Origin of the sequence: Rhodococcus sp. NPDC077669 (assembly GCF_040686915.1) — a bacterium.
GTDB classification, from domain to species: domain Bacteria; phylum Actinomycetota; class Actinomycetes; order Mycobacteriales; family Mycobacteriaceae; genus Rhodococcoides; species Rhodococcoides fascians.
In genome coordinates this window covers 1-22,465 of the sequence record NZ_JBFBMD010000005.1, presented here as the reverse complement: position 1 = coordinate 22,465, position 22,465 = coordinate 1, and the positions used below count along the sequence as shown (strand labels likewise).

The 22,465-nt window shown below is 64.6% G+C and carries 22 protein-coding genes, 1 tRNA gene and 1 other RNA gene; 14 read left to right on the top strand and 10 right to left on the bottom strand.

Translation table 11 applies throughout. From position 1 onward, the window contains the following. Positions 1-41: 41 nt before the first annotated feature. Together AB0P23_RS07880 and gluQRS are read right to left on the bottom strand one after the other, a co-directional pair. Positions 42-920, bottom strand: coding sequence for a hypothetical protein (locus AB0P23_RS07880; RefSeq protein WP_080733284.1), 879 nt, complete (start codon positions 918-920; stop codon positions 42-44). A 104-nt stretch (positions 921-1,024) separates the two neighbouring features. After that, positions 1,025-1,885: a tRNA glutamyl-Q(34) synthetase GluQRS gene (gene gluQRS, locus AB0P23_RS07875; protein WP_032399315.1), complete on the bottom strand. Its 861-nt coding sequence runs from the start codon at positions 1,883-1,885 to the stop codon at positions 1,025-1,027. Positions 1,886-2,504: 619 nt separating this feature from the next. Between gluQRS and AB0P23_RS07870 the strand changes: the two genes are divergently transcribed. Genes AB0P23_RS07870 through AB0P23_RS07855 form a run of 4 tightly spaced genes read left to right on the top strand, consistent with a single transcriptional unit; the run spans position 2,505 to position 6,638 of the window. Further along, positions 2,505-3,587, top strand: a complete 1,083-nt coding sequence (locus AB0P23_RS07870; protein ID WP_080736360.1) for an iron ABC transporter permease — start codon at positions 2,505-2,507, stop codon at positions 3,585-3,587. After that, positions 3,584-4,426: an ABC transporter ATP-binding protein gene (locus AB0P23_RS07865; protein WP_080736359.1), complete on the top strand. Its 843-nt coding sequence runs from the start codon at positions 3,584-3,586 to the stop codon at positions 4,424-4,426. The genes AB0P23_RS07870 and AB0P23_RS07865 overlap by 4 nt, the downstream gene beginning before the upstream one ends. Then, on the top strand, positions 4,423-5,406 hold the full coding sequence (locus AB0P23_RS07860; RefSeq protein ID WP_032399314.1) for an ABC transporter substrate-binding protein: 984 nt from the start codon (positions 4,423-4,425) through the stop codon (positions 5,404-5,406). Before AB0P23_RS07865 ends, AB0P23_RS07860 begins: the two co-directional genes overlap by 4 nt. Then, the gene (locus AB0P23_RS07855) at positions 5,403-6,638 is read left to right on the top strand and encodes an MFS transporter (RefSeq protein WP_052061285.1); all 1,236 of its coding nucleotides are present in this window, start codon (positions 5,403-5,405) and stop codon (positions 6,636-6,638) included. The genes AB0P23_RS07860 and AB0P23_RS07855 overlap by 4 nt, the downstream gene beginning before the upstream one ends. A gap of 225 nt (positions 6,639-6,863) precedes the next feature. Here AB0P23_RS07855 and AB0P23_RS07850 read toward each other — a convergent pair whose 3' ends face one another. From AB0P23_RS07850 to AB0P23_RS07835, 4 genes are read right to left on the bottom strand one after another with little or no spacing between them, the layout of a single operon-like run. After that, entirely contained in the window at positions 6,864-7,892 is a 1,029-nt protein-coding gene (locus tag AB0P23_RS07850) for an ABC transporter ATP-binding protein (RefSeq protein ID WP_206498903.1), read from the bottom strand. Further along, positions 7,889-8,662: an ABC transporter permease subunit gene (locus tag AB0P23_RS07845; RefSeq protein WP_363797183.1), complete on the bottom strand. Its 774-nt coding sequence runs from the start codon at positions 8,660-8,662 to the stop codon at positions 7,889-7,891. The genes AB0P23_RS07850 and AB0P23_RS07845 overlap by 4 nt, the downstream gene beginning before the upstream one ends. 11 nt (positions 8,663-8,673) lie before the next feature. Then, complete coding sequence (locus tag AB0P23_RS07840) at positions 8,674-9,513, bottom strand: ABC transporter permease subunit (RefSeq protein WP_206498905.1); 840 nt, start codon at positions 9,511-9,513, stop codon at positions 8,674-8,676. Continuing rightward, positions 9,510-10,745, bottom strand: coding sequence for an ABC transporter substrate-binding protein (locus AB0P23_RS07835; protein WP_206498906.1), 1,236 nt, complete (start codon positions 10,743-10,745; stop codon positions 9,510-9,512). The genes AB0P23_RS07840 and AB0P23_RS07835 overlap by 4 nt, the downstream gene beginning before the upstream one ends. 145 nt (positions 10,746-10,890) lie before the next feature. Here AB0P23_RS07835 and AB0P23_RS07830 point away from each other — a divergent pair, with 145 nt between their 5' ends. Continuing rightward, positions 10,891-11,559, top strand: coding sequence for a VTT domain-containing protein (locus tag AB0P23_RS07830; protein WP_283348102.1), 669 nt, complete (start codon positions 10,891-10,893; stop codon positions 11,557-11,559). Further along, positions 11,556-12,167, top strand: coding sequence for a CDP-alcohol phosphatidyltransferase family protein (locus AB0P23_RS07825; protein WP_206498907.1), 612 nt, complete (start codon positions 11,556-11,558; stop codon positions 12,165-12,167). Before AB0P23_RS07830 ends, AB0P23_RS07825 begins: the two co-directional genes overlap by 4 nt. On the opposite strand, the gene AB0P23_RS07820 is transcribed toward AB0P23_RS07825, so the two are convergent. Then, positions 12,139-13,602, bottom strand: coding sequence for an FAD-dependent oxidoreductase (locus tag AB0P23_RS07820; RefSeq protein WP_206498908.1), 1,464 nt, complete (start codon positions 13,600-13,602; stop codon positions 12,139-12,141). The two genes, AB0P23_RS07825 and AB0P23_RS07820, sit on opposite strands and share 29 nt — an antisense overlap. Positions 13,603-13,638: 36 nt before the next feature. On the opposite strand from AB0P23_RS07820, the gene AB0P23_RS07815 reads away from it, so the two are divergent. The 4 genes from AB0P23_RS07815 to AB0P23_RS07800 all read left to right on the top strand — a co-directional run bounded on the left by AB0P23_RS07815 (position 13,639) and on the right by AB0P23_RS07800 (position 16,421). After that, positions 13,639-14,289, top strand: coding sequence for a methyltransferase domain-containing protein (locus AB0P23_RS07815; protein ID WP_206498909.1), 651 nt, complete (start codon positions 13,639-13,641; stop codon positions 14,287-14,289). Positions 14,290-14,404: 115 nt separating this feature from the next. After that, on the top strand, positions 14,405-14,866 hold the full coding sequence (gene arr, locus AB0P23_RS07810) for an NAD(+)--rifampin ADP-ribosyltransferase (RefSeq protein WP_206498910.1): 462 nt from the start codon (positions 14,405-14,407) through the stop codon (positions 14,864-14,866). A gap of 37 nt (positions 14,867-14,903) precedes the next feature. Further along, positions 14,904-15,770, top strand: a complete 867-nt coding sequence (locus tag AB0P23_RS07805; protein ID WP_287454401.1) for an alpha/beta hydrolase — start codon at positions 14,904-14,906, stop codon at positions 15,768-15,770. Between the two features lie 33 nt (positions 15,771-15,803). Beyond that, on the top strand, positions 15,804-16,421 hold the full coding sequence (locus AB0P23_RS07800; RefSeq protein WP_032384115.1) for a dihydrofolate reductase family protein: 618 nt from the start codon (positions 15,804-15,806) through the stop codon (positions 16,419-16,421). Between the two features lie 13 nt (positions 16,422-16,434). Here AB0P23_RS07800 and AB0P23_RS07795 read toward each other — a convergent pair whose 3' ends face one another. Both AB0P23_RS07795 and AB0P23_RS07790 read right to left on the bottom strand, forming a co-directional pair. Next, on the bottom strand, positions 16,435-17,157 hold the full coding sequence (locus tag AB0P23_RS07795) for a hypothetical protein (protein ID WP_206498912.1): 723 nt from the start codon (positions 17,155-17,157) through the stop codon (positions 16,435-16,437). 37 nt (positions 17,158-17,194) lie between these two features. Then, positions 17,195-18,103 carry a LysR family transcriptional regulator gene (locus AB0P23_RS07790; protein ID WP_155288574.1) on the bottom strand — a complete coding sequence of 303 codons (909 nt, stop codon included), beginning with the start codon at positions 18,101-18,103 and terminating at the stop codon, positions 17,195-17,197. Between the two features lie 139 nt (positions 18,104-18,242). Between AB0P23_RS07790 and AB0P23_RS07785 the strand changes: the two genes are divergently transcribed. Both AB0P23_RS07785 and AB0P23_RS07780 read left to right on the top strand, forming a co-directional pair. Further along, positions 18,243-19,658 carry an MFS transporter gene (locus AB0P23_RS07785; protein ID WP_206498913.1) on the top strand — a complete coding sequence of 472 codons (1,416 nt, stop codon included), beginning with the start codon at positions 18,243-18,245 and terminating at the stop codon, positions 19,656-19,658. Continuing rightward, positions 19,655-20,401, top strand: a complete 747-nt coding sequence (locus tag AB0P23_RS07780) for a 3-hydroxybutyrate dehydrogenase (protein ID WP_287454403.1) — start codon at positions 19,655-19,657, stop codon at positions 20,399-20,401. The genes AB0P23_RS07785 and AB0P23_RS07780 overlap by 4 nt, the downstream gene beginning before the upstream one ends. Positions 20,402-20,657: 256 nt before the next feature. Here AB0P23_RS07780 and AB0P23_RS07775 read toward each other — a convergent pair. Next, positions 20,658-20,745, bottom strand: a tRNA-Ser gene (locus AB0P23_RS07775). Between the two features lie 95 nt (positions 20,746-20,840). Between AB0P23_RS07775 and ffs the strand changes: the two genes are divergently transcribed. After that, positions 20,841-20,935: signal recognition particle sRNA small type (ffs, locus tag AB0P23_RS07770), an RNA gene on the top strand. Between the two features lie 54 nt (positions 20,936-20,989). After that, positions 20,990-22,276, top strand: coding sequence for an aminotransferase class I/II-fold pyridoxal phosphate-dependent enzyme (locus AB0P23_RS07765; protein WP_032373957.1), 1,287 nt, complete (start codon positions 20,990-20,992; stop codon positions 22,274-22,276). The last annotated feature ends 189 nt before the right edge of the window (positions 22,277-22,465 follow it).

Sequence of the window (22,465 nt, the reverse complement as noted above, 5' to 3'; positions counted from 1 at the left end):
ATCCCGGGGTGGGATGCGCGCCCATCGAGGCGGACTACAGGTCAGGCGACATGGCCACGCACCGTGACGCGGTAGGCGTAGGTTCCGGCGATGATCGTGATCGGAATGCTCGCCAGCAGGCCGATGCCGAGGAGGAGGCCGCCGACGATATTGATGCCGACCAGGGCGAGCGCGAGGACGAAGAGGGTCCCGCCGTTCGACGCGATTGCCTGCGCGCTGGCCTTGATGGCGGGAATCGGCTCGTCGCCGCGGTCGATGACGAACTGGAAGGTCCACCACGTGAAGAACGTGATGACGATGCCGGGGATGATCAGCAGAACGAAGCCGATGCTGGTTGCAATGCCGACGAGGATGCCGGCGATGATGACGGCGGCAACATTGCCGAACTGGAAGAAGGACCCGAACGCGGGCTTGACCCCGTCCACCTCATGCAGAGCGCCGCGAACGAGTGCCGCCTGGATGAGGAGTGAGACGACACCGATGATGACGCTGAAGATCAAGCTGAAGACGATGTTGTTGGAGCTCAACACGTAGTTCAGTACGACCTGGATGACCGCGGCGATCAGGACGATGCCGACCCAGACGAGTGCGTTCTGCTTGAACTTCTCGAAGCCGTAGCCGATGGCCGTTCCCACGGACAGCTGCGTCGGCATCGGTGAGTTACCGAACGACGGAGGCGGCGGGTAGTTGCCCTGTGGGGGCGGTGGGTAGCCGCCGGGCGGTGGGTAGCCGCCGGGTGGCGGATAGCCGCCTTGCTGGGGGTAATCGCCGGGAGGAGGCGGGTAGTTCCCGGGCGGCGGATAGTTGCCTTGCGCGGGTGGTGGGTAGTTGCCGGGTGGTGGGTAGCCGCCGCCCTGCGGCGGGGGATAACCACCGGGGTTCTGTGGATCCTTGTCGGGGTCGTAGCCGCCTGAGGTCATGGTGTCCTTCTCCCTCGGGATAAGTTTGTCGCGGTCACTGTACGTCCGATTCGTCCTCGAGTCGGGTTCTGTCGCGTTGCAACGTGATCTCGATCGGTTCGTGGTCAGACGATCGAGGGGTCGAACACCCACGGTTCGCGCGGCACCAGCCTCGGCTTCCACTGTTCGAGCAGTTCCTCGGCGTTCTTCACGTCCGGCATGCCGAGGGAGCCGGTGATGAGCGCCCACGCATCGGGCCGTTCGCGCAACGTGACGGCACCGTCGCGCTTGGCAAGGCGCTTGCCCTCGACGTTCAGAGCGAGGGGCACGTGGACGTACGTCGCGGGGGTCAGGCCCAAGAGTTGAGCGAGGTAGCCCTGCCGCGGCGCGGACGTGAGCAGGTCGTCGCCGCGGACGATCTGGTCGACGCCTTGCGCGCCATCGTCGACGACGACGGCGAGGTTGTAGGCGGGTACACCGTCGGATCGACGCAGGACGAAGTCGTCCACCTGGCCTCGGAAGAGACCGTGCAGCTGATCGACGACGGTGAATTCGGTTGTCTGCGAGCGCAATCGGATGGCAGGTGGTCGGTCTTTGGCTGCTTTCTCGTCAGCGGTCAGATTTCTGCAGGTCCCCGGGTATGCGCCGTCGGGTGCATGCGGAGCCGACGCGGCCTGCAGGATTTCCCGACGCGTGCAGAAGCATTCGTACGTCAGCCCGGCGGCGGTGAGCGTGCGAATCGTGGCGTCGTAGATTTCCCGACGCTCGGATTGCCGCATGATCGGCCCGTCCCAGTCGATGCCGATTGCCGCGAGGTCGTCGAGTTGACGTTGCTCTGAGCCGGCTTTCACGCGATCGAGGTCCTCGACGCGCATCACGAAACGACGTTCAGTGGAGCGGGCGAAGAGCCATGCCAGTAGTGCGGTTCGTAGATTGCCGAGATGCAGATCGCCCGAAGGACTGGGGGCGAAGCGTCCGGCGGGCATGGGAACAGCTTAGTTTCAGGGTGTTCATAACTGACCAACCGATTGCGGTATCGGGGTATCGGGGTATCGCAGCGAGTTTCGGCTGCGAAGACTTCGGTATGTGCGTGCGAACAACGATCGGCCATGTCGTATCGGTAGATCCCCGGCCGGATGCCGGCGATGCGGGTTGCGAACAGGAACGTGTCGCGGGTGCGGAGGCCGCCTGCGGTCGGTGCCACGCTCAGCGGGTACTCGCGGTCGCCGTAGGCCTCGATCCGGCGTCCGAGTCCGAGCGCGGTACCGAGCAGGGTTCCGACCGAATCCACGCTCAGTTCGCCACTCGGGTCGAAGTCGTACCGCGAACGCCGGGCATGGACCAGCGCTGTGAACGGCGAGTCGAGTGTGCGTGGCTTCGGGAGGTGAATCGAGGCACCGTTTCGATTCATGGGTCTCTGAGTCGGCGCAGGATCGACTGCGCCGTTGAGCCGATCGTGAATCTCCCTGAGAGACGCGATCTCCGTATGCATCAGGGTCGGCTCCTTCACCAGTACGCACAGCCCGAGGTGTCGTCTCCGCACTGTGTTCGCTACTGTATCGACACTGATTGTCATTAACAACTAGCTGCCGGGATGTAGACCTGATGAAACGATCGCCGGCCACTGCGGTGCGCAGCACGGGCGCACCGCCCTTCGCCTCGCCCCAACGCTTTCGCGTGTTGCTGGCGATCTCGGGCGTCGCCATCGTGGTCATCGCGGTGGCGTCGGTCAGCATCGGCGCTGTCACCATCGGACTCGGAGACATCTGGGGCTCGGTCGCCCAACACCTCGGCATGGCGGGCACGCACACCTCGACACCGGTCAACGATCAGATCGTCTGGCAGGTCCGCGTCCCGCGCACCATTCTCGCCATCGTCGTCGGCGCGGGTCTGGCGATAGCGGGCGTGGTCATCCAAGTCGTTGTACGTAACCCGTTGGGCGACCCCTACCTGATCGGAATCGTGCCGGGCGCGAGCCTGGGCGCAGTTATCGTCATCGTCTTCGGCACCGGGGTACTCGGCGGCGTATCGCTGTCCGCGGCAGCCTTCATCGGCGGCCTCCTGGCGTTCGCGCTGGTGTTCGTCCTCGCCCGCCGCGGAGGGCAATGGACACCGACCCGGCTCGTGCTGGCAGGGGTCGCCGTCGGGTACCTCGTCTCCTCGTTCACGTTCTTCTTTCAAACCATCGCCACTCCCAATCAATCTCAGCGCGTGCTGTTCTGGAGTCTCGGTTCGATCGCCGGAGCATCGTGGGCGAGCCTGCTGCTGCCCTCGGTCGTCATTGCGGCGGCCACGACGTGGCTGATGTGGAACAGTGCCCGCCTGAACGCCCTGGCTTCCGGCACCGACCTCGGCTACTCCCTCGGCATCGACGTCGCGCGATTCCAAATGACGCTGATGGTGGTGGTGTCGGTCCTGACCGGCGTCATCGTTGCCGAAGTAGGCGGTATCGGGTTCGTCGGCCTGGTCATCCCGCACATAGCGCGTCTGCTCGTCGGTGCCGATCACCGCCGCGTCGTCGTCACCGCCACACTGCTCGGCGCATGCTTCCTACCGCTCTCGGACATCGCCGCCCGCGTGCTCCGCGCCCCCGCCGAACTTCCGATCGGGGTGGTCACCTCGGCCATCGGCGCTCCGTTCTTCCTGTACCTGCTGGTCTCCTCCGGGCGGACGGCGAGGGCTCGATGAAACTCGGCGCACAGGGTGTCGCCGTCGCCATCGACGGTGCCAAGATTCTCACCGACGGGGTCATACACGCCGAATCAGGCTCGGTTGTAGGACTTCTCGGACCGAACGGCAGCGGAAAGTCGACGCTGCTGCGCACGCTCTACCGGGCCCTCATGCCCTCAGGCGGAACGATCGTACTGGGCGAGGACGACCTTCGCCGCCTCAGCGCTCGTGAATCGGCGACCAGGACTGCGGTTGTCCTGCAGGACGATTCACCGGAATTCGAGTTCACCGCACGGGAGATCATCGAACTCGGACGCATCCCGCACAACACCGGTCTGCGACGCTTCGGCGCGGTCGATGTCGCCGCAGTGGACGCCGCCGTGATGGCCGCCGGGATCGCGCACCTCGTCGACCGTCAGATCTCGACCCTGTCCGGTGGCGAGCGGCAACGCGTCTTCGTAGCTCGGGCCCTCGCGCAACAAGCTCCGATACTGATCCTCGACGAACCCACCAATCACCTCGACATCTCGGCGCAGCTCGACCTCCTCGAACTGCTCACCGCAACCGAAGCCACCGTCGTTGTCGCACTACACGACATCGACCTCGCTGCCGCCTACTGCGACAGCCTGTTCGTCATGAAATCCGGTGCCCTCGTCGCCCACGGAACTCCCACCGACGTCTTGACAACGGACATGCTTCGCGAGGTCTACGGCGTCGACTCGGTCATCGCCGTCAACCCGATCACCGGCCGACGCTGCGTCCATTTCGGACCCGCCACCTCGCACCGCCCATCCACCGCGAGCTGCACCGCTACTCAACCCAATTTCGACACCCGCACCGAAAGCAGCCAACCATGAAGATCGCCGTACGAACCGGAACTTGCTTCGCCGCAACCATTCTCCTACTGTCCGCCTGCTCGAGCGGACAGGCCGAACCCACTGCCGCAGGCACCGAGACCGACAGCGGCACCTCGGCATACCCGGTGACCGTGGCCAGTTGCGGCGTCGACTACACCTACGACGCCCCACCCGAGCGGGTACTCCTCGGAGCTCCGGGAGTCATCGCCACGCTCGATGCACTCGGCGTCGCCGACAGCGCGATCGGATACACCAACGGCAGTTACGCATTCGACGGACTCGACCGATTCTCGGGCCTGACCTCCAACACCGACGACTATGCACCCTCACGCGAATTCCTTATCGGGGCCTCACCGGATCTGTTCCTGTCCAACGACCAAGGGCAACTCGGCGGCCAAGGATCGGCAAGCTCCGATGACCTGACCGCTGCAGGCGGCAACCTCTACGTCCTCGGCGAATACTGCCAGAACACGCCCGCGCCCACGACAATCGACGCGGTCTACACCGACGTGGACAACCTCGGCACCATCTACGGCGTCCCGGACAAAGCAGCAGAGGTCGTGACCTCGCTGCGCGATCGCGTCACCGCAGCACGAGCGAAGAACACCGACAGTGCGCCGCTGTCGGCAGCGGTTGTCCAGAGCTTCGACGGCAAGCTCTACGCCTTGAGTGGGTCTTACTACAGCGCAGTGGTCGACGCACTCGGCATGACCAACGAATTCGCCGACTTCGACGGCAATTTCGCCGAAATCACCCCCGAAGCAGCCTTGAGCGCTGCACCCGACGTCGTCCTGGTGCAATACGCCGGATCGGAAGCGGACGCCGCGACCGCCGTGACAGATATATCGGCTCTGCTCGCGAACTCACCAGCGGTGCGGAACTCCCGGGTGTACCCGCAGAACGAAGCCGACTTCCAGGCTGCCGGAGTCCGCATCGTCGACGCCATCGAGAACACCGCGGACAACGTGTTCGGCAAGTGAGCTCGACGAACGCTCCGACGCCGCTGGGGTCCGCGTTCCGGTTGATGGTGCTCGCGCGCACCGTCGCCTGGTTCGGAACTGCCGTCGCGTTGGTAGCCTTTCCGCTCGTCATCTACCGCACCACCGGAAGTGCCGCAGCCACTGCGCTTCTCACCGCTGTCGAATCGGCACCGTACCTGCTGTTCGGGCTGTTCGCCGGTGCCGTTGCCGACCGCTGGCGGCGTCGCCCGACGATGGTCGTCACCGCGCTCGCCGCATGCGCTGCAACGGCATCCATACCGACTGCGTATTGGATGGCGACTCTGTCGACGGCACACGTGTTCGTTGCAGCGTTCGTCAGCGCCGCCGCTATGGTGTTCTTCGACGCCGCCGGCTTCGGTTTGCTGCCCTCACTGGTGCCACGCGCTCGACTGGCCGACGCGGTCGGGCGACAAACTGCGATGGCAACGGTCATCACTATGGCCGGGCCCGCATTGGGTGGTGTGCTTATTGCCGCATCCTCGCCGTTCGCCGCGCTGGCCCTCAACGCGGCCACGTTCGCAGTGACCGCGATCCTACTGCTGTGGGTACGTGAACCCACATCCGCGCCGCGGACGGAACAACCCCATTTGTGGCGCGATATCGGCAACGGGGTGCGCTTCATCTACGGTCACCCACTTGTCCGCCTGCTCACCCTGATCGGGACCGGCAACAGTGTTGCCGGCGGCATCATGACCGGCCTCCTCGTCGTCACCGCCGTCGAGCGGTACGGTGTCGACGAGGACGGCGGCGAGCTGGGTCTGTTCTTCGCAGCCCTCGGGGTTGGAACCCTGATCTCGACAGCATTACTGCCGCGCCTGTCCCGAAAGTTCACAGCTGGGACGATCGCCATCGCCGGTTTGCTCGTACAAGCAGGCGCGATCAGCGTGTGGATTCTGGCCACCGTACCGGTGCTGGGAGTGTGTGCGTTGGTCGTCTTCCAAACAGCAGCATCGACGGTGATCATCAACGGCATCACCGTCCGCCACTTGGTGACCCCGGACGAACTTCAGGGCCGCGTCAACACCACGGCCCGCATGCTGGCGTGGGGCGGACAACCCATCGGTGCCGGCCTCGCCGGAGCCCTCGTGGGTCCGATCGGCCTGCCCGCAACGCTGTCGCTGGCAGTCGGCGTCATTGCGGCCAACGCCCTGTTCGCGTACCTGTCCTCGCTACGAGCCGTCAGCTCACAACTCCACTCGAACAGCCGTTGAGGATCGGACAGGCGGAAAGACGGCTGCGAGAACGGTCAGACCTCGATCGCGAGCCTTGACGACCGAGTTCGAAGACCCGGCCTGCGACACGTCGGATCGAACACCACAAGGGTAGCTATTTCACCTCACGGCGACCGGTACGCCCGATCTGCCGACCATCTCAGCGGTATGGGGACTTCGGCCGGCTCCGGAGTGCGAGAACTGCGAACAGCCACATCTTCGACCTCAACCCGTGACAAACCTCGCCCCACCCGGAATCTGCAATCCCACGGCGTCCCCGACCCGCACATCAGATCCCGCTGCCAACTCCACTTTCACGGTCGTCGCGCCCACGGTGACGTCCGCAATGCTGCGAAAACCGGTGGGCCGTATGCCCGACACGACCCCACGAATCCCGTTGTCATTCAAAGTGATCAACTCATGTCGAAGCAGTAGCACGGCAGGCCCAGCCGGCAAAGAGACTCCTTCGACCTCCAGCTCCCCGAGCTCGGAGCGATGCACCCCAACCCCGTCCCACTGCCCCCCGATTTCGTTCATCCCACCCATCAGTCGCGACACTGCCAACGTGCTCGGACGCGTGTAGGCCGTTGCGATATCGGAGTGATGCTCCAATCGACCGTCGATGAGCACCGCCACCGAATCGGCGAGCACCGCCGCTTCCTGCTGATCGTGGGTGACGAGCAGCAGAGTCTGATCCAACGTCGAACGCAATTCGCGCACCAGGTCGTGCATCTCGGTGCGCAACACCGGGTCCAGCGCACTGAAGGGCTCGTCCAGCAACAACACTCGCGGTGAACCGGCGAGTGAGCGCGCCAACGCCACCCGCTGGGCCTGCCCGCCCGACACCTCGGACACCGCTCGGCCCCCGATGTCGCCGAGATGCACCAGTTCGAGGTACTCCCGGGCCCGCTCGCGCGAACGCTTGCGACTCTCCCCGGCAGCGCGGTAGGCGAAGCCGATGTTGTCGAGTACCGACATGTGCGGGAACAACATCGGACGCTGGAACACCATCCCGACGCCGCGGTTCTCTGCCGCAACGCCGTTCACCTCGCGTCCGTCGATCTGCACCGTGCCGGCAGTGGGTGAATCCAGTCCCACGATGATCCGCAGTGCAGTGCTCTTGCCCGAACCCGACGGCCCCAGAATCGCCGTGCAGGATCCCGGTGGCACGGTGAGATCCAACGAATTCAGAGCCGCAACCGATTGACCGGCATGCACTTTCGTGAGCCCGTGAACGGACAGTTCGACGCTCATCGTGCACTCCTACGGCGCAGCCGAGCGAGCATGAGCACCAGCAACAACGGCGGTATGAGGGCGGCAACCGACAGCGCCGCCACCACCGAGTCGTTACCGGTCCCGGCAGCGAACGAGGCAACGAGAATGGGCACGGTGACCAGTCTGCCTCCACCGATCAGCAGAGTGATCACGTAGTCGCTCCACGCCACGAGGAACGCGAGTAACGCCGCCCCCGCCGATGCCGGAGCCAACAGGGGAATGCGAATCCGTCGCAGCACCATGGCACTCGACGCACCGAGCGTCCGAGCTTCTTCCTCGTAGCCGATGTCGTACGCGCCGAACGCCACTCGCATCAGGTACGTCGTGTACGGAATCGCCGCGACCGTCAGCAACGCGATCACCGCCACCGTGCTCGGAATGCGCGAGCGCAGCACCAGAACATCGAGTCCCAACGCCACGGCAAACGGGGGCAGGGCCAACGGAGCGAAGAGAACCCCGGCCACGAAAGCGGGGAAACGCACGGAACCGTTCACGAGTGCGCGAGCGGCCAACGCGCCCAATGGCGTTGCGATGACTGCGACGGCGAGAGCGAGCAGGGTAGACCGCACAAAAGCATCGACGCCCCCGGCATCGAGGGCGCTACGGACGCCGTCGAATCCCCATTCTTGCGGAACCGAGCCGGGAAAAGACCAGCGATTGCTGATGGCCCACAAGACAACCGGGATCAGCGGCAACAGGAACCACAGGACCAGTACGGACCTGCCGACAGCGGGAAGAACCCTGTTCACTTCCACCCTGTTCATTTCCACGCCGCCGATCTGCGCAGATAGTGCAGCGCCACCGCGGCTACGGCCACCGTCAGAGCGGTGGCGATCGTCGCGGCAGCAGCTGCCTGCGGACGCGTCTGAAGATCGATCGACGTGAACAGACGAATCGCCATCACCGACAACGGCTCCGGATACGGGCGACCCAGAATGTGGGCTACCTCGTACGAGCCGACCGTGTAGGCGAACGCGATGGCCGCCGATGCGATCAGCGCGGGCCGAGCCAACGGCAGCGTGACCAAACGGAGCCGAGCCCACCGTCCGGCACCCAAGGTCGCGGCCGTCTCGTCGAATGCAGCTACTCGGGTGGCGAGAGTCCCGGCCACGACAACGGCCACGAAAGCCGATTCTTTCCAGGCATATTCGGCGACGACGGCGATCCACCACTTCCCACCGACCAACTCCGGCCAGCCGCCGTCGGTCATGCCGAGAATACGAGGCAGCATCCCTGAATCTGCCAACAGCAATGCCATCGCCGCGGCACCGATCAGGTGGGGAACCGTGACGGTCAACCCGGCAGCGACCAGCGGGGTGCGTCCACCTGACAAGGCCGTCAGTGCCGCGGCAAGCCCGATCACCGTGGCCAATGCCGTCGAGACGACGGCAATCGACAGCGTCAGCACCACCGAGCGCCATAGGTCACCGCCCAGAGCGGAGTACGCGTCGACCGATAGTTCGGGGGTTCCGACGAAAGGCATCAGACCCAGGCTCTGCAGCACCACGGTTCCGAGACCGCCGCCGACGACGACAACGACCAAGACGACGGCGGGGAGTACCGCCGCTGTGCCGCGAAAGCTCCTCGTGGACGCGCTCACTGACCGGCGAGCACGCTTCGACGCCAACCCTCGTCGACCGGCGAGACCCAGTCGGCTGACAGTTCTGGATGCGCGTTGGCCGACAGCTCTTCGTAGGACGGCAGAACCGTCGAACTCGGCAACGCCTCGAACCTGGCGCGGGCGTCATCGGGCAATCGGTCGATATCGAGCACGGTGAACTGGCCCCACACTTCCGGCGTCGCCTTTGCGAGTTGTTGCTCGGGCGACAACGCGAGATTGGCAACCACCTGCGCCGCGGCCGACTTCCCCGACGTCGACGGAATGGCAAGGAAACTCGCATTCCCGACGGTTCCCTCGTCGAGAGTCAGGACGCGGGTCTCCGGCGGGAAGGTGCCGTCGGCGACAAGTTTCGGGAGGGTCGCGGGGCCGTACGTCATCGTCATGTCCACCTGGCCACCGGCGTAGAGGGCGTCGAGCTCGGAGGAGGACTGCGGATACGTCGTTCCCTCGCGCCACAGCGACGGGGCGAGCTCGTTCAATCGGTCGAACAATGCCGGGGCGAGGCGATCGTAGGAGGCCTGATCGAACTGAGCGGGAACCTCGTCGACGCCTCCGGATATATTGGTCAACGCTTCACGCACGAACACCGAGCCGGTGAAGTCCGGGGGAGCGGGGTAGGTGAAGCGGCCCGGGTTCGCGCGAGCCCAGTCGAGCACGCCGTCGAATGTCGTCGGCGGATCGGGGATGGCAGCCGCGTTGTAAACCAACGTGAATTGAGCCTTGTGCCAGGGTGATTCGCAGTTCTCGACCGAAGTGCCGAAGTCGTCGAGTAACAGCGGATCCTCGGGATCGGTGAATTCCATGTTCGGTAGATTCTGCGTCCAACCGCACAGCCACGCCCCGGCCTGCTTACCGGTGCCGAAGTTCGCGCCGTTGACCCACACCAGATCCACTTCGCCGTCGGTGACCCCGGCCTGCCGCTCGGACAGGATGCGGTTGACGGCATCGGTCGTCGATTCCACCGGCACCCGGCGCAGCGTGACGCCTTCCTCGGCCGCCGCGGGCGTCAGCACGTCGTCGACATAAGCATTGCCCTGCTCGTCGCCGCCGTACATCCACAGCGATACCGTCTGTCCTTGCGCCTGCTCCTGGATCTCGCTCCAGGACAAGTTCTCGGCGCGCGGAGCCTCCGATGATGGTGCCGCGCATGCGGTGAGCAGCAGCCCTGCGCTCGCGGCAATCGTCACTGCGCGCCGTACTGAACGAATCACCGTGGGCCCTCCAGATCAACCGAAGCAGCCGTCGTCGACGCTGCCCTCACCACCGTAATCGGTCGAATGCGACAACCGCTGAACACGCGGGCAGACCGGCCGTGTGCACAATGGATCGTGAACCGTCGGACGAGAGGCACACACCGTGACGCAGGACCGCCCGACGCGTAGTCGCCGCGGCACGACCCTGAAATTGCTCGCGGCTGCCGTGATCGTCATCGCTGTGGTGATCGTGCTGAGCACCGTCGATCTTCCCGATCCGTCGTTCATCCGCGATCGCGTGGCGTCGGCCGGGCCCTGGGGCATCGCGTTGTTCGTCGTGCTCTATGCCGTCCTGTCGGCTACCCCGTTCCCCGCCAGCACGTTGACCATCGCGTCGGGACTGCTGTTCGGGTTGGCGGTGGGCGCGACCGTCGTGGTGTTCGCTGCCACCGCGGGGGCATATCTCGGGTACTGGGGAGCGCGGGCGCTCGGCCGTGGACAGGTGGCCCGCACCGAATGGGACAGGCTCCGCCGGCTCGACGCCATGCTCGGACGACGAGGATTGCTGTCGGTACTGCTCGTGCGCCTGGTGCCGCTGCCGTTCTCCCTGGTCAACTACGCGGCCGGAGTCAGTGCCGTAGGGCAACGTGACTACGTGGTGGGCACCATGATCGGGATCGTGCCCGCGACCGTCGCCTACACCGCGCTCGGTGCCTACGGGACGTCGCCGCTGTCATGGCCGTTTGCCATCGCATTGCTTGCCGTGCTGGCGATCGCGGCCGGCTCGGCTCTGTTGGCCCGACGTCTCGGATTGACCGGAGCCACCGAATGATAGACAGCTTTCTGCGCCGCCACCTCGAACGCCCGCTGGATCGCTGTGCCTGCGCGCTCGACCGTTCCTCGATCACCCCGGATCGGATCACCGCTGCCGGACTCGTACTGGGCCTCGGTAGTGCACTGGCCGCGGGCCTGCAATTCTGGCTGCTCGCGTTGGCATTGTGGATCGTCTCCCGAATCGCCGACGGGCTGGACGGGCCTCTCGCGCGTAGGCGTTCCACTACGGGCGGTGCCGGCGGATTCTTCGACATCACCGCCGATTTCGTGGTCTACGGAACGACCGTGGTGGGCGTTGCGGTCGGTGCCTCGGCCGCGTACGACGCCCCCTGGTGGCCGTTCCTGCTGGTGCTGTTGGCGTACTACATCAACGGCACCGCATTTCTTGCGTTCTCCTCGATTGCCGAACGCACCGGTCGCACCATCGACGACGGCCGCTCGCTGTCGTTCCTCGGGGGATTGGCCGAGGGTGCTGAAACCATTGCGGTGCACAGTCTCTGGTTGCTGCTGCCGGGTATCTCCTGGCAGATCGCCGTGGTGTGGGCGGCGGTGGTCGCGGTGAGCTCCACCCAGCGGATCATTGCCGGGTATCGCGCGCTTTCCTGATCCACGCGCCGCGCACCTTCGCCAGTGCGGCCGTTGCTCGAGAAATCACCGGAGAAGCTAACTGCGCCTTTACGTCCGCTATCGCCGCGTTCCACGGTCCGTCGTTGTAGGTCGGATACGGGTGCGTGGCTCCGGCGAGATCGCGAGTACGCAAACCCTGCTCGATGGCGATGATCAGCTCCCCGATCGTCTCGCCCGCCCGCGGTCCCACAACGCAGGCCCCGACGATGCGACGCTTGGCGTCGAGCATCAGCGTCGTCGACCCGTTCGTTGCTCTTTCGGTGACGGCGCGATCGACGTGGTGGTGGTCGAGGATCTGCAGCCGCAAACCACGCTCCCTTGCAGTTCGCACATCGATTCCGGCCGAGGCGATCTCGGGATCGGTGAACGTCACCCGTGGAGTTCCGGTCGTACTCACCTTTCGGTTCAGGCCGAGTGCAGCATTGCTCGCGGCCAGACTGCCGTGCACACCGGCAGTGTGCGTGAACTGCGGATGGCCGGTGAGATCTCCCGCCGCCCAGATGCGGGGATTGGTGGTCCGCAGATGCTCGTCGACCTGAACGAATCCGTTGTCGTCCACTTCCACACCGGCCGTGTCCAAGCCGAGGGACGCGGTGCGCGGAGTCCGCCCGGTGGCGATCAGGACCCGGTCGAAAGCGATGTCTACGCCCGAGTCGGTAACTGCGGAACCGTCGCCGATGCGCACGACTGCGGTAGAGGTCAGCACGCGTACGCCCTCGTCCGCCAGTGCTTGCGTCAGTATCGACGAGGCCTCAGGGTGCTCGCGGGGAAGGATAGTCGCTGACCGTCCGACAAGGGTAACGTCGGATCCGAGACGCGAGAATGCTTGCGCCATTTCGCAACCCACCGATCCGGCACCGACGATCAGCAGTCGCTGCGGTAAGTCCGTCAGTTCCCACAGGGTGTCGCTGGTCAGGTAGTCCACGTGCTCGATGCCGTCGATCGCCGGCACTGTGGGATGCGCGCCGGTGGTCACGATCGCCTGACCGAAATGCAGCATCCGCGTGCCGACATTCACCGTGTTCGGACCGGTGAACACGGCGTCACCGCTGATGACGTCGACCCCGGCCGCAGTGAGTGCCTCCGGTGAATCGATCGGCGCGATCTCGGCGATCGACCCGTGCACGTGCTGCATCACGCGTGCAAAATCCACGCGCGGTGGCTCGGTGTTGATGCCGAACCGGGACGCGGATCGAACCGTCTCAGCCACCGAGGCCGCCGCGAGCAGGGCCTTCGACGGCACGCATCCGGTCCAGAGGCAGTCGCCGCCGGTGCGGTCCCGTTCGATCAACACGACGCGAACGCCGAAGCCGGCCGCGGTCTTCGCCGCCACGATGCCGGCGGTACCGCCGCCCACCACGACCACGTCGGCGCGGCTCTCGGGCACACTCGAAGACGAACGACGAATTCCCATACCTCCCACTATGCCCGCGCTTTGGAGAGACCCGAGATGAGACGACCGACCAAGTACACCTTCTCGGCGCGCCTGTATGACGTGATCTCCGCCGAATGGCCGGTGTATCGAGCCGGGCGGGACGCGGCGTTCGAGCTGATGAATCTGCCTGTGGGGAGCCATGTTCTGGACCTCGGCTGCGGGACGGGGCTGAACTTCGCCGGGTTGCAGCGGATGATCGGCCCGACCGGCTCGATCACCGGAATCGACGCCAGCCCACAGATGCTCGAACAGGCGCGACTTCGAGCTGCCCGCGCGGGGTGGATGAATGTCACATTGATCCCCGCCGACGCCACCGCCCTGACGTCCGCCGATCTGGGGGAGCAGGTCCCGTTCGATGCGGCGTTGAGCACCTACGCGCTGTCGTTGATGACGCCATGGCAGGCGGCGCTCGAATCGATGATCGCGAACACTGGCGAGGGCGGAGTGGTGGCCGTCGTCGACATGCAGCGGCCCGTCGGACGAGCTGCTGCTTGGGCCCCGCTTGCCAAGCTTGCGTGTCGACTCGGAGGGTCGGATATCGACGCGCATCCGTGGACGGCGATGACGCCACTGCTGCAGGATCTTTCGGCCCGCGCTGTCCGCGGAGGCCATATCCAGATTCGCGTCGGGACTGTCGGTGCCCGCCCCGGGGAGCGGAAATCCTGAGCGGTGCTCGCCTGCGTTGCCTTCAGTTTATCGCTGAGTTGGGGGCTTGCGGCAAGACCCAGTCGGTGGTGCACACTCTTCCGGCTACCGACACGGAGGAATTTCTATGGCAGACATGGCCGACACACTGGAGCGATTTCGCGTGCACGAGTCCGGTGCCTCCCAGGAGCGCAGCCTGCGGAGCGACCAAAGTTATTTTCATGGCACGAAGGCCGATCTGAAGGCCGGCGATTACTTGTCTCCCGGCTATCGCTCGAATTACCGTCCCGAGCACATCTCGAACTACATCTACATGACCAAGGTGCTGGACGGTGCCGTGCTCGCGGCCGAGATGGCCGTCGGCGAGGGGCGTCCACGGGTCTACATCGTGCAGCCGACCGGCAGCGTCGAGGACGATCCGAACGTCACCGACAAGAAGTTCCCCGGCAATCCGACTCATTCCTACCGCAGCGCGGAACCGGTACGCATCGTCGAGGAGACGTCCGAGTGGGTCGGGCATTCGCCCGAATACCTGAGCCGGTTTCGTGAAGGTTTGGAGAAGTTGCGACAGACGGGAACTGCGATTCTCTACGACTAGCCGGTGAGTTTTCGCTCGTACCGAGGTCCACACCAGCATGACGACACACACAGTTTCCGTGCCCGGTGCGACCCTGACGTACGACGTGGTCGGCGAACTCGAGCCCGGGGTTACTCCCTTGGTGCTCATCGGCTCACCGATGGATGCGAGCGGGTTCGGGACGTTGGCATCGCATTTCCGTGGCCGCGTGGTCGTCACGTACGACCCGAGAAATGTGGGACGCAGTCGACGAGACGACACGACGGCCGCGGTCACCTTCGGCCAACATGCCGACGACCTGCATGCAGTGCTCACCGCCGTCGGCCATGGGCCTGTGGATGTGTTCGCCTCGAGCGGGGGTGCGGTCAATGCGCTGGTACTCGTCAGCAGATACCCGTCCGATGTGCGGACGTTGGTGGCCCACGAACCACCCGCCGGAGGCACCTTGCCGGACCGCGAGAACATCGCGACCGTGTGCGCAAACATGGTGGCCGCATACGACGCTCACGGCCGCGGTCCGGCCATGGCCCAGTTCATGGCGTTGCTCATGCACGCAGGCCCCATCGACAACACGTTCTTCGATCGCCCGGCACTGGACCCGGCGCAGTTCGGCCTCTCGGCCGAGGACGACGGAACCCGCGACGACGCCCTGATGTCCAACATGCGAGGCGGCGGAGTCGATTTCGCGCCCGACGTCGACGCGGTGCGTGCTGCTCCCACCACGGTCGTGATCGGAGTCGGCGAAGAATCCGGCGGTCCCGAGGACGGTCACATCGCCGCTCGCGCAGCATATTCCACTGCATCGACCCTCGGATCGGAGCCGATCGTCTTTCCCGGTGGCCACTCGGGCTTCCTCGGCGGTGAATTCGGTCAGATGGGAAAGCCGACCGAATTTGCCGAAACACTTCGGAAAGTATTGAGCTGAAGAAGCTTTCGTCTTACAGAACCAGGAGCAATCATGGGCCTCATCACGTTGGAGCTGTTCGCCACCCTCGACCTCGTCGCGCAATCACCCGGAAGCCCAGAGGAAGACCCCGAGAACTTTCCCTTCGGCGGCTGGCAGGCTCCTCTGCTCGACCAGGTTTCGGGGGCGCAGGTCGCCGCCGCTTACGAGGGCACGGATGCGCTCCTGCTCGGGCGGCGCACCTACGACATCTTCGCCGCGTACTGGCCGCACCAACACGATTCGTTCGCAACGTTGTTCAACACGATCCCGAAATACGTGGCCTCCCGCGGCACACCCGATCTGCTGTGGAACGGTTCGACCCAGCTCGGACCGGACCTGGCCGGAGCCGTGCGTGAGATCCGAGATCGACACGACAATATCAAGGTGGTCGGAAGTCTCGATCTGGTGCAGACCCTGTTGCGCGAGAAGCTCTTCGATCGACTCGATCTGTGGGTGCATCCCATCCTTCTCGGAGTGGGAAAGAAGGTGTTCGCCGACGGCACCGTGCCCAGCAATCTGACGCTGCTCGAGCCACCGGCCGTCGACGGCAAGGGCACCGTCTACCTGCGGTACGGCCTCGACACCGGGACCCCGGACGTCGGCAACATGGACGACGTACTGACCGACTAGATCGGAGGGCAATTCACTTCTTCTGCCGTCGGCTCCCGCCGTGCCAATCCTGTTGCACGCCAACCTCGTCCTCCGTCACCCCCAGTGCCTTCAACTGGGGGAGTTCACGCATGCTGCGCTTCATCTCGGCAAATCCAGGGAATCGTGCGAGTCCGATCACGTTGTCCCACAGCGGTACTGCTTCTTCGTCGCTGGGTAGTCGGCTGATCACCGGACCGAAGAACGCCACACCGTCCGGCGGCTCGAAGGCGATGATGGGAGTTCCGACGTCCTTGCCGGTCAGCGACAGCGCATGATCGGTTTCGGCCCGGATCTCGTCGTCGATCGTCGAATCATCGAGTGCTGCAGTGTGATGGGTGGGCAGCCCGACTTCCTCGAGGATCGGCCCGAGGAATGCCGCGGTGCCGCGATGTCCGTGGCTCGCTGCGTCGTCGGGCACGATCTCGGTATCGAAGATGTGCGTTCCGAGGGCCTGATACAGCGGCCCGACAGCGTCCGACCCATGCTCACGACGAACAGAGGCAGCGGCCCGCAGTAATCGCAGACCCGCGGTGTGGCCGGCCTCGTACTCGGGTGGGAAATGGGCGTCGTAGTCGATGTGGGAGTTGAGCAGGCGAAGCGAGATGAACCGCCAGTCGACGGTGTAGTCGCGTTGGGCCTGAACCTTGCGAACCCATTTGCTGGTCACCCACGCGAACGGGCATACCGGATCGAAATAGAAATCGATATCGGACATCAGGGGACTCTCCTTGTGGGGCGTAGGTTCCGTGCGTTCATTTCTCACCCAGTAGAGCCGAGTGTTGTTCGGTGACCACCGCACGAATCGCGTCGATCACTGCGGACACTTCGGGTCGTCTGAGGGTTTCGGTGCGGGTGACGAGCCAGTAGGTCAGGGTCACCGCGATGGCGTCGGGCAGGATTCGTTGCAGGTCGGGGTGTCGGTCGGCCATGAAACACGGCAACAATCCGATGCCTGCCGAGGCTCGTGTGGCCTCGACATGGACGAAGACGTTGGTCGACGTCACCGATTCGCGCATCGTCGGAGTAAAGTTGGGGGCCAGATCCAGATCGTCGACGTGCAGCATCGAGTCGATGAAGTAGATGAACGGATGGGCGGCGAGGTCGGCCGGCACCTGCGGTGTGCCGTGCTCGTCCACGTAGGTCTGCGACGCGTACAGACCCAGCACGTAGTCGCCGAGCCTGATGGCCTCCGCGCGATGCACCTGCGGTTGTCCGACGACGATCTCGATGTCCAGTCCGGACCGTTGCCTCGACGCACGTCTGGTGGTCGCGACGATCTCCACCGACACCAGCGGATGAGTGCGTTGCACGCGAGCAGCCGCAGGGGCTGCGATGTAAGCACTGAAACCGTCCGTGGCCGAGATGCGTACGACGCCCTTCAGCGCACCCGCGTCGCTCGAGACCAGCGTCTGCAGCGCGTTTTCGACGGCCTCGGCAGCGGCCAGTGCGCCGTGCCCCAGTTGAGTCAGTTCCCAACCTCCGCCGGCACGGGTGAGCACTCGTCCGCCGAGGGTGTCCTCGAGTGCGGCGATGCGTCGGGAGATGGTCGTGTGGTTGATGCCGAGGTCGTCGGCAGCGGAGCTGTAGCGTCCGGTTCGACTGACGGCGAGCAGGACCAGCAGATCGTCGGCACTGGGAACCTTCCCGTCACCGCGTGTCATGTGTGCAGTTTTGCAGATCGAACCTGCGTCCATGCCTCTTGCGCAGAAAAAGATCTGCACCAATACTCAGACCAACCCCGCTACATGTGTGGTCTGTCACAAACACGAGCACGCAGTGCCGAGCAACACAGGAGAAGCTATGAGCGTCGACCAACCGCTGGCAGAAAGGTCCGAGCCGGACCCCGATGCCACCCCCACCGGCCTGAAGAAGGTCGTCGGAGCATCGATGGCCGGCACCATCGTCGAATGGTACGAGTTCTTTCTCTACGGAACCGCCGCCACACTGGTGTTCAGCAAGATCTTCTTCGCGGCCGGAACCAGTGAACTCGACGCCATCCTCGCGGCCTTCGTCACCTACGCCGTCGGCTTCGTCGCACGACCCCTGGGCGGCATCGTCTTCGGACACTACGGAGACAAGTACGGCCGAAAGAAGCTGCTGCAGTTCAGCCTCGTCCTCGTCGGCGGAGCCACGTTCCTCATGGGTTGCCTACCGACATTCGAGGCCATCGGCTACTGGGCCCCGGCACTGCTGGTGACCCTGCGATTCATTCAGGGCTTCGCCGTCGGCGGCGAATGGGGTGGCGCGGTTCTCCTTGTCGCAGAACACAGCCCGAACAAGAGCCGCGGATTCTGGGCCAGCTGGCCGCAGGCAGGCGTCCCCGCCGGTAACCTCCTCGCCACCGTCGCACTGCTCGTCCTGACGACAACCCTGTCCGACGAAGCCTTCCTCAGCTGGGGCTGGCGCGTCGCGTTCTGGCTCTCTGCCGTCATCGTTTTCGTCGGCTACTACATCCGTACCAAGGTCTCCGACGCCCCGATCTTCCTCGAGGCACACAAGCAGGCCGAGGTCATCAAGGCCGCGTCGTACGGCGTCTTCGAGGTCGTGAAGCGTTACCCGCGTGGCGTATTCACCGCGATGGGTCTGCGCTTCGGTGAGAACGTCATGTACTACCTCGTCGTCACCTTCTCCATCACCTACCTCAAGGTGGAGGTCGGCACCGACACCAGCACGATCCTGTGGTGGATGCTCATCGCCCACGCGATCCACTTCTGCACGATTCCGTTGGTGGGCAGGCTCGCCGACCGCATCGGCCGCCGTCCGGTGTACTTCGCCGGTGCCCTCACCGCGGCAACGTGGGGCTTCTTCGCCTTCCCGATGATGAACAGCGGCCACAGCGTCGTCATCCTGCTGGCCATCATCATCGGCCTGATGTTCCACGCCTTCATGTACGCCACGCAGCCGGCCATCATGGCCGAGATGTTCCCGACGCGGATGCGGTATTCCGGTGTGTCCCTCGGCTATCAGGTCACCTCGATCGTCGCCGGCTCGCTGGCCCCGATCATCGCCGTGAAGCTGCTCGACATCTACGGCTCGTCCGTGCCCATCGCGGTGTACCTGGCCGTGGCCTGCGCGATCACCGTGGTTGCCGTCGTCGTAGCCAGGGAGACAAAGGGATTGGCGCTCGAAAGCATCGACATTGCCGACGCCAAGAACCTGGCCACCGAAGCCGAGCTGGCGAAGGCCGGTCTGCTCGATCCGAGTGTAAAGCGGTGACCGACCTGACCGGACGCTCCGCCCTCGTCACCGGGGGAGCGTCCGGCATCGGGGCCGCGTGCGCGCGTGAGCTCGCCGGCCGCGGTGCCCGCGTCACCATCGCCGACGTGAACGACGTCGCAGCAAAGGAATTGGCGGCCGAGCTCGACGGCGAGGTGTGGTCGGTCGATCTGCTCGACACCACCGCGCTGGACGACCTTCGGTTGGACGTCGACATCCTCGTCAACAATGCGGGTATCCAAACCGTCGCACCGATCGTCGATTTCGACCCCGGCGCATTCCGTCGAATACAGACGCTGATGGTCGAGGCACCGTTCCTGCTGATTCGTGCGGCGTTGCCTGGGATGTATGCCCGCCGGTTCGGCCGAGTCATCAATCTGTCGTCGGTGCACGGACTGCGGGCGTCGGAATTCAAGGTCGCCTACGTCACCGCCAAACACGCACTCGAAGGACTGTCGAAAGTGACAGCCCTCGAAGGTGCAGCGCATGGCGTGACGAGCAACTGCGTCAACCCGGGATACGTCCGCACACCGCTGGTGGAAAAACAGATCGCCGATCAGGCCAAGGCACACGGCATTCCCGAGAACGAAGTACTCGAGAAAATTCTGCTGACCGAGGCCGCCATCAAGAGACTCGTCGAACCCGCCGAAGTCGCCTCACTGGTGGGATGGCTGACCTCCGAGAACGCAGGCATGGTCACCGGGGCGTCCTACACCATGGATGGTGGTTGGTCGGCTCGTTAGATTGGTGACGCCGGTCTGCTGCGCCCCCACTTTGGGATCAATGTGGGTTTCAGTCGCTCAGATTGCAACAAAGTCGCATTCATCCGGATCGGGTCGCCGCACCCCACCGGATGAATGCGGCTTTGTTGCACTCAGACGGACTCGAACGCCCATTGATCCGGAGACGGGTGGGCTGATCGGGAGACGGGTGGGCGCGAGCCGGAGCACCCCTCCCCGAACAGCAAGAAGCCCCCGTGACGTGTCACGGGGGCTTCTCTGGCGGAGGATAGGGGATTTGAACCCCTGAGGGCGTTAACCCAACCCGCGTTCCAGGCGAGCGCCATAGGCCACTAGGCGAATCCTCCGTGGGGGAGCTTACCCGGTTACCCCCACCATCTCCCAAATCGGGAGGCGCGAAGGGTGGTGATGCGTTGCTCGACGGGAGGCGGCTACACTTCCTAACGGATCCCGCGCGGCGCGCATCCTGTGAACTCCCCCAGGGCCGGAAGGCAGCAAGGGTCAATGGGCTCTGCCGGGTGCGCGGGGTCCCCTTTATTTCAGTGACATAGACACTGTCCGGGGAACCCAGTCACCGAGAGGCCGCTCCGCATGCCAGCGCAAACCCAGTTGGGTCTGATGAACCATGAGGAGCTCGCCTCCGAGCACGAGCGGCAGAGCGCGAAGTACACGCAGCTCAAAGCCGAGAATCTGAAGCTGGATCTCACCCGCGGCAAGCCGTCGCCCGAGCAGCTCGATCTCGCTGCCGAGCTGCTGACGCTCCCCGGCGCGGACTACAAGGACGGCAACGGCACCGATTGCCGCAACTACGGTGGCCTTGCGGGTCTGCCGGAATTGCGTGCCATCTTCGGTGAACTGCTCGGCATCCCGGTGAAGAACCTGGTGGCCGGTAACAACGCCAGCCTTGAGATCATGCAGGACCTGATGGTCTGGGCTCTGCTGCACGGGCTGTCGGATTCGCCGCGCCCGTGGTCGGCGGAGCCGAACGTTCGCTTCCTGTGCCCGGCCCCCGGCTACGACCGTCACTTCGCGATCACCGAGAGCTTCGGCATCGAGATGATTACGGTGCCGATGGGTCCCGACGGACCCGATGTGCACGAGATCGCCAACTTGGTGGCGTCGGATCCGCAGATCAAGGGCATGTGGGTGGTGCCGAACTACGCAAACCCCACCGGAGCCGTCTACTCGAAGGAAGTCGTTCGCGCACTGGCCACGATGCCGGCTGCTGCGCCTGATTTCCGTCTGTTCTGGGACAACGCCTACGCGGTGCATCCGCTGACCGAGGAGTTCGCGCCGTCCTACGACGTCATCGGGATGGCGGCGGAGGCCGGTTTCCCCAATCGCGCGTTCGTGTTCGCCTCGACGTCGAAGGTCACGTTCGCCGGTGCGGGCGTCAGCTTCTTCGGCAGTTCCGAGGAGAACCTCGCCTGGTATCAGAAGCACCTCGGTAAGAAGAGCATCGGCCCGGACAAGCTCAACCAGCTGCGGCACCTGCGTTTCTTCGGTGACGCGGAGGGGGTGCGGGCTCACATGGCCAAGCATCGCGAGATTCTCAAGCCCAAGTTCGCGCTGGTGCAGCAGATCCTCGAGGACCGGCTCGGTGCGTCGAAGATCGCGTCGTGGACCGAGCCCAAGGGTGGTTACTTCATCAGCCTCGACGTGCTCGAGGGCACGGCAGCTCGGTCGATCGCGCTGGCCAAGGACGCCGGAATTGCTCTGACGGCCGCCGGCTCGGCCTTCCCGTACGGAAAAGATCCGGAAGACAAGAACATTCGCCTCGCCCCGAGCTTCCCGTCGCTCGGTGAGCTGGAGAAGTCGATGGACGGCGTCGCAACCTGCGTTCTGCTGGCCGCGACGGAGAAACTGCTCGAAGGCTGAACGCATGTGATGCTCCTATGAGTGTCAAGTGGCAGTTTTCTGGGTGAGATGTTGGAACATTTCGCGGGCGACGGCTCGTTTGAGGCAGCGGATTATGTCGCGTTTGCTCTTGCCTTCAGCGAGTCGTCGGTCGCGGTATTGCTGGGTGCGGGTGTCGTATTTGAGGCGGGCCATGACGATGACGTGCAA